The 12,208-nt window shown below is 36.8% G+C and carries 12 protein-coding genes; 1 reads left to right on the forward strand and 11 read right to left on the reverse strand.

Annotation, left to right across the window (positions count from 1 at the left end):
- Nucleotides 1-84: 84 nt before the first annotated feature.
- Complete coding sequence (locus tag AO843_RS24870; protein WP_197278939.1) at nucleotides 85-237, forward strand: hypothetical protein; 153 nt, start codon at nucleotides 85-87, stop codon at nucleotides 235-237.
- Nucleotides 238-282: 45 nt separating this feature from the next.
- Here AO843_RS24870 and ssuE read toward each other — a convergent pair whose 3' ends face one another.
- The 11 genes from ssuE to isdE form a co-directional block, all read right to left on the reverse strand.
- Nucleotides 283-816, reverse strand: a complete 534-nt coding sequence (ssuE, locus tag AO843_RS15745; RefSeq protein WP_054612044.1) for an NADPH-dependent FMN reductase — start codon at nucleotides 814-816, stop codon at nucleotides 283-285.
- A gap of 180 nt (nucleotides 817-996) precedes the next feature.
- Entirely contained in the window at nucleotides 997-2,334 is a 1,338-nt protein-coding gene (lpdA, locus tag AO843_RS15750; RefSeq protein WP_054612072.1) for a dihydrolipoyl dehydrogenase, read from the reverse strand.
- A 275-nt stretch (nucleotides 2,335-2,609) separates the two neighbouring features.
- Nucleotides 2,610-4,691: a catalase gene (locus tag AO843_RS15755; protein WP_054612045.1), complete on the reverse strand. Its 2,082-nt coding sequence runs from the start codon at nucleotides 4,689-4,691 to the stop codon at nucleotides 2,610-2,612.
- A 124-nt stretch (nucleotides 4,692-4,815) separates the two neighbouring features.
- A complete protein-coding gene (locus tag AO843_RS15760; protein ID WP_054612046.1) occupies nucleotides 4,816-5,391 on the reverse strand; it encodes an RloB family protein in 576 nt (191 codons plus the stop codon).
- Nucleotides 5,388-6,668 carry an AAA family ATPase gene (locus tag AO843_RS15765; RefSeq protein ID WP_054612047.1) on the reverse strand — a complete coding sequence of 427 codons (1,281 nt, stop codon included), beginning with the start codon at nucleotides 6,666-6,668 and terminating at the stop codon, nucleotides 5,388-5,390. The genes AO843_RS15760 and AO843_RS15765 overlap by 4 nt, the downstream gene beginning before the upstream one ends.
- 99 nt (nucleotides 6,669-6,767) lie before the next feature.
- Nucleotides 6,768-7,694 carry an NAD-dependent epimerase/dehydratase family protein gene (locus AO843_RS15770; RefSeq protein WP_054612048.1) on the reverse strand — a complete coding sequence of 309 codons (927 nt, stop codon included), beginning with the start codon at nucleotides 7,692-7,694 and terminating at the stop codon, nucleotides 6,768-6,770.
- A 185-nt stretch (nucleotides 7,695-7,879) separates the two neighbouring features.
- Nucleotides 7,880-8,407: a YceI family protein gene (locus AO843_RS15775; RefSeq protein ID WP_054612049.1), complete on the reverse strand. Its 528-nt coding sequence runs from the start codon at nucleotides 8,405-8,407 to the stop codon at nucleotides 7,880-7,882.
- A gap of 270 nt (nucleotides 8,408-8,677) precedes the next feature.
- On the reverse strand, nucleotides 8,678-9,451 hold the full coding sequence (gene srtB / locus AO843_RS15780; RefSeq protein WP_054612050.1) for a class B sortase: 774 nt from the start codon (nucleotides 9,449-9,451) through the stop codon (nucleotides 8,678-8,680).
- A gap of 12 nt (nucleotides 9,452-9,463) precedes the next feature.
- Nucleotides 9,464-10,234: an ABC transporter ATP-binding protein gene (locus AO843_RS15785; protein ID WP_054612051.1), complete on the reverse strand. Its 771-nt coding sequence runs from the start codon at nucleotides 10,232-10,234 to the stop codon at nucleotides 9,464-9,466.
- Nucleotides 10,235-10,239: 5 nt separating this feature from the next.
- Nucleotides 10,240-11,205 (reverse strand): FecCD family ABC transporter permease, encoded by a 966-nt coding sequence (locus AO843_RS15790; RefSeq protein WP_054612052.1) that lies wholly within the window; start codon nucleotides 11,203-11,205, stop codon nucleotides 10,240-10,242.
- 96 nt (nucleotides 11,206-11,301) lie between these two features.
- Nucleotides 11,302-12,207 (reverse strand): heme ABC transporter substrate-binding protein IsdE, encoded by a 906-nt coding sequence (gene isdE / locus AO843_RS15795; protein ID WP_054612053.1) that lies wholly within the window; start codon nucleotides 12,205-12,207, stop codon nucleotides 11,302-11,304.
- Between the last annotated feature and the right edge of the window lies 1 nt (nucleotide 12,208).

The raw sequence follows: 12,208 nt of genomic DNA on the forward strand, positions 1-12,208 counted from the left end.
GAAATTTGAGCAAATGAAATGTTTTAGTTTTTTCATCTCGGGAAATATACAACTACATATTAAACGAAACGGGGGCGTAGATGTATGACAACAACAACGACATGGTGGGAGTCTATTTTTTCAGGACCTTTATCGCATGGAATTTGTGAAGAAAAATTATTGCTTTTGCAAGATGAGGCTTTCTTATATCTTTCTCCAACACCGGTAGAGAATGAAGAAGATCTTGAAGTAAATTAAAGAATGCGCATTATAGGATGTCCCTATAATGCGCTTTTATCATGTTTAATTAACGATTAATACCTGTCGTAACTGCTTTAACTCAGCTTCTAATCTGTTGATAGCTTCTTCTTCTATGGCAAAACCTCCTTCATCAAGACGAATAATTTGTTTATCCACAATATAAACAGAATGTGTCATTGATGTGGCCCCTAAAACAGCTAAAACGGGCTTTAAAGCATACTCTAATGCTAATAAATGACCAATAGAACCGCCAACTGCGATCGGTAATATTACCTTTCCGAGTAGTGCTTTTTGGGGTAGTAGATCTAAGTAAGTCTTCAAGATCCCCGTAAAAGATGCTTTATATATCGGGGTTAGAATAACGATTATTTGTGCTTCTTCAACCCTTTTATTTTCTACCTGAATAGTTTCACTTGCGAAATTGGCTGTTATTAAATCTATAGCTGGTAGGTCATGAACATAATTAGAATGGACTTCTATTCCTTGTGCATTTAAATGATTTTCAACCTTTTCATGGATTGCCATAACCCTAGAACTTTTTGAGTTACTCCCATTAATGATTACTGCTTTTGTCATTGTTCCCACTCCTTTTATCTCTTCTTTACTTTAAGCCATTAAAAAAGGCCCCTATTTTACAATCAAACGAAAATCGTCTTGTAAAATAGAAGCCTCTAGATGCCTAGTCAACTTTTCAATACCAAGTATTCTTATAAAATTAATCTAACATATATTTTTTTAATGTCAATAGCTTTTTAATTATCGGTGAATAGCTTTTCCAAAAACAGCTTTAGCAGCGTCTCCAATATGTTCAGACACAGTCGGATGAGGGAAGGTCATTTGGGCTAATGAATGGGCTGTACCGCCTGCATTTTTTGTCGCCAATATAGCATTCAGCATTTCTGTTGCACCATCTCCCACAACACAAGCACCTAAAATTTGACCGCTACCCTCTTTGGTAATCAGCTTCACAAAGCCATCTGTATTCCCTTCCATTAAAGCCTTTGGATTTGTCTGTAGGGGCATTTTTGTCATCGTGTAAGGTTCTTTAACCTGTTCTTCTAGTAAACCAAATGTAGCAATTTCAGGATGTGTATAAACACAACGTGGGATAGATGTTTGGTCAATTGTTGTCAGTTGATTGCCCACAATATAATCTACAACATAGATTCCTTCCGTGCTCGCAGAATGCGCTAATTGATAACCTCCCACTAAATCACCAATTGCATAAATATGGGGCTTACTCGTCTGTAAATGCTCATTGACAGCAATTAAACGCCCTTCAAATGCCAACTCTAAATGCTGAGCAATTTCTGTGTTAGGACGACGACCTGTGGCAAATAAAAGATTTTCATATGTATATATACCTTTAGATGTATGAATGGTATTGCCTTCAAATTTTTCAAATTGGAAATCTGTCACAAGCTCAATACCAAGTTCCTTCATCTTTTTTCGAATAAGTGGTCTTGCTTCTGCCTCTTCCGTTTGTAAAATATCCTCACTATGATTAAGCATTGTAACTTTCGTTCCTAATGGCGCTAAGCTAAAGGCCATTTCCACTGCAATCACACCACCACCAATAATCGTTAATTGTGCTGGTAGCTCTTCAAGATTAAAGAATGTATCTGTTGTAAAATAGGTAGAGGTTTCTAACCCTTCAAATGGTGGAACAAATGGTTTACTACCTGTTGCTAAAATAATATCTGTTGCAGTCAAAGTTTTCTTCCCAACTGTAATCGTTAAATCTTTAGATAATGTCGCCTCACCGCGATATAAAGTTATATGGTTGTTGATAATAAATTGTTCAATATTTGTTAGGAGCTCTTGAATAATTGTATCTTTTCGTTGCATCAATCGAGGAAAATTTATTTCCATATTGGCCACTTCAATACCCCAGCTGTTTCCCCGCTTTATTGCCTGTACTAGTTTACTATGCTCTAATAAAATCTTAGATGGAATGCAGCCGACATTATAGCAGGCCCCTCCCAATTTATCTCGTTCAATTAATGCGACCTTTTTGCCATACTTCGCCGCATGAATGGCAGCCACATAGCCACCTGGTCCAGCCCCAATGATAGCTATATCAAATTTTTCCATATTTTTCACCTCATGTATCACCATATCATTTGGAAAAATTGAATGCAATATCATCAATGACACCATGGTGAAGCTGCATCCACTTCTAGCCAGATACCTTGTGGCGACATGATGTTAGTCATCAAAAGCAAAACAGCCATTCAGGAGGGAGCCTTCTGTACCTGACGCTTTCGATACAAAAAACATTTGTTAACTCAAGCGAAGTTGCAGAAATAGTAAAAGCCTTTCATTCAATGAAAGGCCACTTTATCTTACACTGTATTTGCTTTTTTACTTTAATAAATATTTCGTTGCCAAAATCTTTGTTGTGCGATGGCATCTACAAATTTTTTAGCGAAATCTTTATTACCAGTTGCTAAAACAATTCCTGGCCCTACATTCGCATTCGACATATTAAAAAACGTTGTGCCAGTAACAGCAAACCCAATCGGTTTATAATGACGGTATGCCTCATTAATGTAATTTGCAATATGTGTATTAAATTTTGCTTGATTACTTGCCTTTACACCAACAACATATAACGAGTCAAATAATACAGCATCGGTTGTAATAAACGTGTCACTAGCCGTTAATTGAACACCATTATTCCCTGTCACAACTCCTAGTCGATCAGAGATAATGCTGTAGCGTACACCTTGTCTTGTTAAATACTTCAATACTTCCCCTACCTCAGTGGCATCAAAGCTATCACCAATTAAAACACCTACTTTAAGCGTATAAGGCAATTTAATGGTATTGGCTTGACTAAGTGCAGGTGAAGAGGCAGTAACTTTGGACTGTTCGCCAATAGGGCGGTTAACGCCAACATTGTCGGCTACAGTTGAAGCCATTGCTTTATCTACATGGACAAACATATCCACAACTTGCTGTCGCACCGATTTACTTTTGACTTTTCCAACCTCAAAGCTAAAAGCGTCAATAATATGTTGTTTTTCTGGCGGGGACATACTGTTCCAAAAGAGCCTTGCTTGTGAAAAATGATCGTCAAAAGATTTACTGCGTGCTCTTGTGATCCTCCCTTCAACCTTCTCCTCATAATGAACATATCCCCCCTCCCTTGCAGTGGAAGTCGCAGGAGTATTATTAGCCAATGAATTTTTATGATAGCTCACTCTACCTAGATTAATTGTTTGTCTACTAAAACCATTACGTTGATTATTATGAACAGGGCAAATAGGACGATTAATAGGGATTTCCGCAAAATTGGGGCCCCCTAAACGAATTAACTGTGTATCTAAATAAGAGAAGAGTCTACCTTGTAACAGTGGATCATTGGTAAAGTCAATGCCTGGTACAACATTTCCTGGATGGAAGGCAACTTGCTCAGTTTCAGTAAATACATTATCCACATTACGATTTAAGATCATCTTGCCAATTTTCTTTACTGGTACTAGTTCTTCTGGCCAAAGCTTTGTTGCATCTAAAATATCAAATTCAAATTTAAATTCATCCTCCGGTTCAAGTATTTGCACACCTAACTCAAACTCTGGATAATCTCCAATTTCAATGGCTTCCCACAAATCCCGTCGTTGAAAATCTGAGTCCTTCCCAGCAATTATCTGAGCCTCATCCCAAACTAGTGAATGTACACCAAGTATAGGCTTCCAATGAAACTTCACAAATCTCGATCTTCCCCTGTCATTAACAAAGCGGAATGTATGCACGCCGAAACCTTCCATCATACGGAAACTTCTAGGTATTGTTCGATCAGACATATGCCACATAATCATATGAGCAATCTCCTGATTGTTCGCAACAAAATCCCAAAACGTATCGTGAGCAGAGGCAGCTTGCGGCATATCATTATGTGGCTCAGGCTTTACTGCATGGATTAAATCTGGGAACTTAATGGCATCCTGAATAAAAAAGACTGGAATATTATTGCCCACTAAATCATAATTTCCTTCATCCGTGTAAAATTTCGTTGCAAACCCGCGAACATCACGAGCCGTGTCCATGGAGCCTAAGCTACCTACCACTGTCGAGAATCTGACAAACACAGGCGTTTTCTTCTTCGGGTCCTGCAGAAATTTCGCCTTCGTATACTCTTTCATTGACTCATACAATTCGAATTCACCATGCGCTGCAAAACCTCTTGCATGTACGACACGTTCTGGAATTCGTTCATGATCAAAATGTGTAATTTTTTCTCGAAGGTGAAAATCCTCCATAATTGTCGGACCGCGGACTCCTGCTTTTAGCGAATCCTCATCGTTCGACACTCTTAAACCCTGATTCGTTGTCATTTTCGTACCTTCATTTTCAACACGAAACGACTCTAGTTGCTGATCCTTTGCATTGTCCTCTATATTTTTGCGTTGATTCGGCTTTGACTTATCCACGCAATCCCCTTTCATACTATTACTGATTTCGCTCAATAGACACTATATGTTTGATTAGAGTAAACATGCATTTATTTGACAATCTATCTTGATGAAAAGAAAAAATAGGTCCCTATTTAAAATAGAGAACCAACAATTCTTAAAATATGTATCGTATCATTTCATGTATGTTACAGTAAGGGTTGTCACGGCTCTCCGTATTACGAAGAGCCATCATATCTGTACAATTTTTAATAGCTACCTCATGTCGTAATGCAATGGGGGCAATAATGGTCTCATCAGCCTTATGACGGAAATAACGACTCACGCCAAGGTGTTGTTCCATTTTGTCATTTAAAACCGCACGCGGATATTTTTCTGAACTATCCACTTCTTCAAAATGCAGAAGTAACCATAATTCGAAAGCTTCATTTGTATAGGCAATATGGATACCTTGTTCCTCACAAAATTGATTTACTTCCTCCAATTGCTTTTCTGTTAAATCATCCTTATCAAAAACAATCCAAACCTCATCAAAATATTGATAACTGGAATCCCGATAAGCATGTTGGGCAAGCTTGATGGCGGAACGTTTTACGTTTTTTATTTTAACGCTTACCATTTTAGAGCGTTTCAAAATACGCATCTGCTCAAAATAAATACGTTCCGTTTCACCTTCACAGTAAATTAAAATGGTTTTCCGCAGTGTTCGGTTCCCTTGTTGACGTACTCTCACTGCTCAGATACCTCCGCTTCTTCTAAATATTGTCCAGATAAATATTCATTAATGACAGGCGTTGCGCCAAATTCACCTTTTAAATAACGTTTAGCATAAGAAAGGTCACCACGTTTTTTCTGTAAGTCTGCAAAATCAAATAAAGAATAGAGCTCAGATTCATTTTTAAAGGTTTTATTGACAAACCAAATTTGATCGGAACGCAATGGCTGATCCAATAATTCTATTTCATGACTCGTCACGACAAATTGATTACTTGTATTGCGCTTACTGTTCATGATTGCCATCAAAAATTCGCAAATTGACACATGAAAAGCTGTATCGAATTCATCAATAAAAATAGTTTTTCCTTTATTGTGGGCATCTACCATCACACAGGCTAAATGTAACATGCGTACAGTACCTTTAGAATCCATCGTCCAATTTATCGTCTCTGTTCCCAATGGTGCGCCCGTTTCATCGAATGATATATAATGTAGATCAATATCAACCTCTTGAATAACTTCAGGTGTGTCAAACTCGTAGCCAATGGTATTTTTTTCTCTGCGTTCAACACGTCTAGCCGTGACATCCTGAATCGAAAAGTCTGCAATTTTAAGAAGCTTGATGACCTCCTTTTTAAAAGGCTCTTCTTCAAGTTTACGAATAAGAGGATGACTTGATAACCGATTCGCTTCATCTAGAAACAGCATTTTATGTAAAAACCAATCGAATACCCTTAAAGCATCTGAGTCATTAAAAACATGTAAGACAGACAAAAAGGCTGTATTGTTTCGTGTGTATTTTGTTAATTCCCGTGCTGTCGAATAAGCTGTTTCATACGAATAATCAGCACCATCCCATTGTCTGACAAAAAGCTCTTCTTTCAAATTATTGGTTGTCTTTTGAAGACGCTCATACAGAATTAAAGAAGCATTATACTGTATTTCATAATCATACAAAATTCCATCCAAAAATAGCGAAATCATAAACTCTGTTGGTTTGCCCTGTTGACTTCCTAACTTAAACGGCTGATATGGCAAACGTAATTGTTTAACGTTGTTTATATTTTCAAAGTTAAAAAGCAAGGAACGTAAAACTTTAATTGCGGTAAAAAGGTTGGATTTTCCACTTCCATTGGGTCCAAAAATAAATGCACTTTTCACTAATCGAAGTGAATCATCTAACCGCATCGTATGGGTATCCTTCCACTTCCGCAGACGACTTCCTGCTACCATTGAAAATAACGTATCTTCTTTATAACTTAAACAATTTTTCACTCTAAAATCTACAAGCATATGTAAGCCTCCGTCCACATCCTCTTTAATGAATTATTATACTATAGAGATAGAAAAAGACATATTACACAATGTAATATGCCAAATCCCCTTATTTTGTTAGATTTCTGCTAATTTATCAACTTGTAACGCGTTCAGGGTACGTTCAATTCCCTCTGCAAACGAAATTTTGGGTCTCCAGCCAATCGCATTGGCTAATTTGTCATTATTTAAAAATGAATGTTCAATATCTCCTTCTCGTGCGGGCGCATATTGAATTTCAAGTGGATGATTTAAATGTTGAAGCAACAAGATAACTTGATGAATGGACCATGCTTCATTTGTGGAAACATTATAGGTACCTTGCAATCGTGCATTGACACCAGCATAGATGGCATCTGCAATATCATCAACGTAAATAAAGTCACGTGTCTGCTCACCATCACCATAAATTGTAAAGGGTTTGCCTTCAACACTACTTTTTAACATACTTGGGATTACAGCGGCCTCACCTTGCATTTGCTGTCTTGGACCGAATACATTGGCAAATCGGTAAATAAGAATAGGTAATCGATAATCTTTTTGCCATTTCTCACAATAGGTTTCTCCAATGCTCTTGTTTAATCCATACATAGATATCGGTTCACAGACATCTGTTTCTTCTAGTGGCGGATAGTGACTATCTCCATATACAGCAGCTGAGGAGGCAAATACAAAATGCTTTACCTTATATTTGGATGATAAAAAAAGCATTTGACTTAGCCCAACAATATTCGTCAAAATATCCTTCACTGGCTCCTGCAAGGATTGTTGAACACTTGTTTGCGCTGCACAATGGATTACCACATCAAAATGTGTTTCTTTAAAAAGATGCTCACAAACCTCATCCTCCACATTTAGAAGATAAGATTTATGCTCAAAGTCAACATTCCGCAAATGACCCGTACATAAATTATCAATAATATAAACGGATGCACCTTCTTCAAAAAAACGCCTACCTACTGCACTACCAATAAAACCATAGCCACCAGTCACTAATACATTCATCCTATCGCCCCCAAAAACAATATGATGATTTATATGCAGTATTTACTAAAAATATGCAAGAAACATATTTGATGGAATATTTTTACAAAATATTATTACTAGAATATATCATGTACAAATACATATTTTAGTACATATAAAAAGCATGCTTGAATAATACTTCAAGCATGCAAGACTATCTCTTCTTAAGCTGGGTTGATTTCTAATTCAACAGATACTTTAATATCTTTACCAACAAGAACTCCACCAGTTTCTAATGCTGCATTCCAAGTTAAACCAAAATCTTCACGATTGATAGTTGTTTCAGCTTCAAAACCATATACTTCTTGGCCCCATGGATTTGTACCTTTGCCGTTAAATTCTGTATCAAATGTTACTGATTTTGTTACACCTTTAATTGTTAAGTCACCAGTTACTGTATATTCATCGCTAGATTTTTTTGCAATGTTTGTTGATTTAAACGTAATTGTTGGATATTGTTCAGCATCAAAGAAGTCTGCCGCTTTTAAATGATTATCGCGATCTTCACTACGTGTATTAATGCTAGCTGGATCAATTGTAAAGCTGATGTTAGCAGTTGTTAAATCTGCAAGATCTTCCGCCTCAATATCCGCTGAGTAGTTATCAAATACACCTTTAACTTTTGATACCATCATGTGTTTTACTTGAAAGTTAACTGCTGAGTGTCCTAAATCAATGTTCCATTTTGCCATTTTAAAATTCCTCCAATTAGTTGATTTTATCTCGATTTCGAGATATATTTTAAAATATGAAGCAACTACATTAATTATGTTACCCAAGATTAAGTAGGATAAACATTTGTAGTTACTTAATTTTTTGCACTACTTTAGTTATAAAAAGTATTCAATTACTTTCTGTAACTTACTATACAATGATAATTAAGTTACGTCAAGTAATTAAAATAGATTTTTTAAAAATAAAAAGGATGCCCGAGTTTTCAGTACATCCCTGTCTTCTTCCCCTCAACGTCTTACTAATTTACCCTGCACAACAAAACGATGATCGTCACTCATGACTGAATCCTTACAAGTCGATAATGTCAGGATTTTATCGTCAGGACTAACCGCAACGTCCATTTGAATGGAGGAGCGTTTCTGAATTTCATCAATAAATTGTTGGTAAGCTTCAATGCTTGTAAAGTCTGTTTCAATATAGTAGAAATCAATAGTTGTCTCGTATGCAGCAAATACCTCGATATCATACCCTTCATATAAAGTATCTAAATATATAATTGGATGGTCATCTGCGAAGTCTTGCTTTAAATAATTTTTTAAACTACCAAACATCGTATTGTTCTTCATAGCATGACCATATAAAATTGTGTTTTGATTCATATTAAGAATATTATTTCGATAATCCATAAAAACACTGCCTGCACGACTTTCCTGATCTCTAAAATTATGGTTTAAATAAAAATCATTATTGTCCGCTTGCAGTATAGGGTTATTTAACTTTGTTCCATCCACTGAGATCCACCCAATCATTTGACGATTGACTGCTAATAAATCATGAAATTGAGGTCTAATCGTTGAAGTTGAAGGTGTTTGAGTTTCTTCCATTTGATCTACTGATTGCGCTTCAATAGTGGCTAATGTAGCTTGATAAATGTCTTGCACTTCCTTCAACGATTTTGATGTCTCATAATACGTATATAGATACCTTGCTAGGGAAAATGCAGAAAATAAAAATACTACTAAATATAGTAATGTTACTAACTTTGATGCCTTCTTTTTCATCCTACCACCATCTTATATCCCCATTGGCATCATATAATAGCCAAGTTGTTTATCTTCATTAAATATCGCGTCAACCCCATATACCTCTTTAATCACATCTTTCGTAATCACATCTCGTGGCGCACCTTCTGCGAAGATTTGACCTTCCTTCATTAAAATAATATGGTCACTATAGCGAATGGCTTGATTAATATCATGGAGCACCATGATAATTGTTAAACTATGCTGCTTGTTTAATGTTTTGACAAGTTCTAATAATTCTAGTTGATAATAAATATCCAAATATGTTGTGGGCTCATCCAAGCAGAGTATTTCAGTTTGCTGTGCCAAAGCCATAGCAATCCACACACGTTGCCGCTCCCCACCTGATAACGCCACTAAATCAGTTGTGCTCTTTTGTTGTAAATTTGTACATGCCAGAGCCCATTCAATTGCTTTAGCATCTTCACCATGATTTTTTTTCAGCATAGTCTGATGAGGAAGACGACCAAAGCCAACTAGTTTTTCAATCGTTAAATCTTTCGGTATATCATTTTGTTGATACACGATGGCCAGTTTTTTAGCAAATTCCTTAGGTTTATAATGCAGTAAATCTTTATTTTCTAACAGTACATTTCCTGATTTGGGTGAATGAAGGCGAGAGATGACACTTAATAAAGTTGACTTCCCACAACCATTCGGACCAATGATTGTTGTAATTTTGCCTTTCGCAATCGTTGTTGATACACCATTTAAATGGTTACGTGTATTATCATGCGATACAATGATGTCTTGTATATCCATGTTTGTCACTCTTTTCGTAATAGGAATATTAAGAAGGGCCCACCGATAATTGCCATAATTGTGGACGCTGGAACTTCAAGGGGCGCAACGATTGTACGACCAATTGTATCTGCCATTAAAATTAATAATGCTCCTGCCAATGCTGTAAATGGAACAAGCACAAGATGATCATGACCAACCAATCGACGAGCAATATGAGGTACTAATAGTCCCACAAACGAAATAACTCCTGCAACAACAACTGAAACAGCTGCTAGTAAAACAGCAACTGCTGCAATGAGTAACCGTGCTCGCGCAACTTGAAATCCTAAACTTTTTACAGTTTTGTCTTGTAATACGAGTAAATTACACCAGCTATACAAAGCAAATGCACCTACTAATCCAATCGAACCATATGTCACAATGGTTGAAACATCTTTCCATGTTCGCATCGTTAAATTAGAGCCAATAACACTGGATGCAGACGTATTCAAGGAGCCACCTAAGCTAATCATGGCCTCAGTTAAGCCTGTAAACATAGCGTTAATGGCTATCCCCACTAAAATCAATTTGAGCGGGCTTAAGCCAGATTTCCAAGATAGTGCAAATACAAGTGTGCATGCCAATGCACCGCCCATGAATGCTAAAACAGGTGTCATAAAAAATAATGTTGGGAAAAAGGCAACAATAAATAGCTGAACAAATGCTGCACCAGAAGATATGCCGATGATACCTGCATCTGCCAATGGATTACGCATCACCGATTGTAAAAGCACCCCAGAAACTGAAAGTGCCGCACCTGCAAATATTGCCACAATGATACGGGGAAAACGTAAATCTCGTATAGCCTCCATTTGGCTATTCTCTTCTTCGAATAATGCCCCGATAAATTCAAAAAAGCCCATTTTAATGCTACCTGTTGTGGCTGAATAAATGACTGTCACAAGTAATAAAAATATTACAATAAAAAAACTGACGATTCTTTTTGTCATATTGGACTTCCTTTTTCTTTTTTTATTCCATACAGGATAAGAAAAACGCTCTATGATGAGTAGAAATACTTATCATACGAGCGACAATTCTAGTTACTATTTACGATAGAAAATTTCCATCAGCTGGCCTAAAGCTTGGGGTACCTGCAAGGAGGATGTCGTCCCGAATAATTCTTCCTCTAAATCATAGACTTTATCGTTTTTCACTGCATCGAAATGTTTCCAAATATCATTTGTTTTAAATTCTTCATCGAACATTTCCACAACCTCATCAGGCATACCGTGTGATAAGCGTAAAATAATATCAGGATTACTATTATGTAGATACTCTGTATTAGAAGATAGATACTCTGCATCTTGTCCTTCCATTACATTGATCCCCCCTGCTCGTTTAACAAGATCCCCTGCATAGGAATTTTCTGTTGCCACTAAATAGCTCCCTGGAATACCAAGTAAAATCAAAACACGAGGTCCTTCTTTATTCGCAGCGACGTTTTGGACTGCTTCGATATTTTTCTGTAGATCTTTCACTAATGCCTCGGCTTGGGCTACACGATCATAGCGTTCTCCCAATGATGTTATTTCCGTTAACATGGCATCAACGCTTTGGAAATTGAGAAAATCAACAGGAATATTAAGCTGTTTAAATTTATCCTGCAAGTCGTACTCTAACGTTGAGACAGATAATAATTCAGTTGGATTTAATGACTTAACAATTTCCATATCAGGTTCCATCGCATTACCGATTGTTGGCAGACCGTCAAAACGCTTTGCTAATTGCTTTTCTGTTTCTGGTACAGCGATTGCATCAAGCTCCAGCTTATCAAGGATATCTGCTACAACAACCGTCCCTGCAATGATACGTTGTTCACTACCTTCCGTTACCTGTTCTTTGTCAGCAATCGTCTCCTTCTTTTCTGTTTGATCACTGCTACTACAAGCAGCGAGAATTAGTGATAGTAATGTCAACAACAGTAACTTTATTTTCCAATCTTTTTTCATT

Origin of the sequence: Lysinibacillus sp. ZYM-1, from assembly GCF_001308875.1 — a bacterium.
Classification (GTDB): domain Bacteria; phylum Bacillota; class Bacilli; order Bacillales_A; family Planococcaceae; genus Lysinibacillus.

What these genes read in the sequence shown, in the direction of transcription:
- AO843_RS15790 (WP_054612052.1), bottom strand. Translation starts at nt 11,205, where the DNA reads ATGACAAAAAGAATCGTCAGTTTTTTTATTGTAATATTTTTATTACTT.
- AO843_RS24870 (WP_197278939.1), top strand. Translation starts at nt 85, where the DNA reads ATGACAACAACAACGACATGGTGGGAGTCTATTTTTTCAGGACCTTTA.
- AO843_RS15775 (WP_054612049.1), bottom strand. Translation starts at nt 8,407, where the DNA reads ATGGCAAAATGGAACATTGATTTAGGACACTCAGCAGTTAACTTTCAA.
- isdE (WP_054612053.1), bottom strand. Translation starts at nt 12,207, where the DNA reads ATGAAAAAAGATTGGAAAATAAAGTTACTGTTGTTGACATTACTATCA.
- lpdA (WP_054612072.1), bottom strand. Translation starts at nt 2,334, where the DNA reads ATGGAAAAATTTGATATAGCTATCATTGGGGCTGGACCAGGTGGCTAT.
- AO843_RS15765 (WP_054612047.1), bottom strand. Translation starts at nt 6,668, where the DNA reads ATGCTTGTAGATTTTAGAGTGAAAAATTGTTTAAGTTATAAAGAAGAT.
- AO843_RS15755 (WP_054612045.1), bottom strand. Translation starts at nt 4,691, where the DNA reads ATGAAAGGGGATTGCGTGGATAAGTCAAAGCCGAATCAACGCAAAAAT.
- AO843_RS15785 (WP_054612051.1), bottom strand. Translation starts at nt 10,234, where the DNA reads ATGGATATACAAGACATCATTGTATCGCATGATAATACACGTAACCAT.
- ssuE (WP_054612044.1), bottom strand. Translation starts at nt 816, where the DNA reads ATGACAAAAGCAGTAATCATTAATGGGAGTAACTCAAAAAGTTCTAGG.
- AO843_RS15770 (WP_054612048.1), bottom strand. Translation starts at nt 7,694, where the DNA reads ATGAATGTATTAGTGACTGGTGGCTATGGTTTTATTGGTAGTGCAGTA.
- srtB (WP_054612050.1), bottom strand. Translation starts at nt 9,451, where the DNA reads ATGAAAAAGAAGGCATCAAAGTTAGTAACATTACTATATTTAGTAGTA.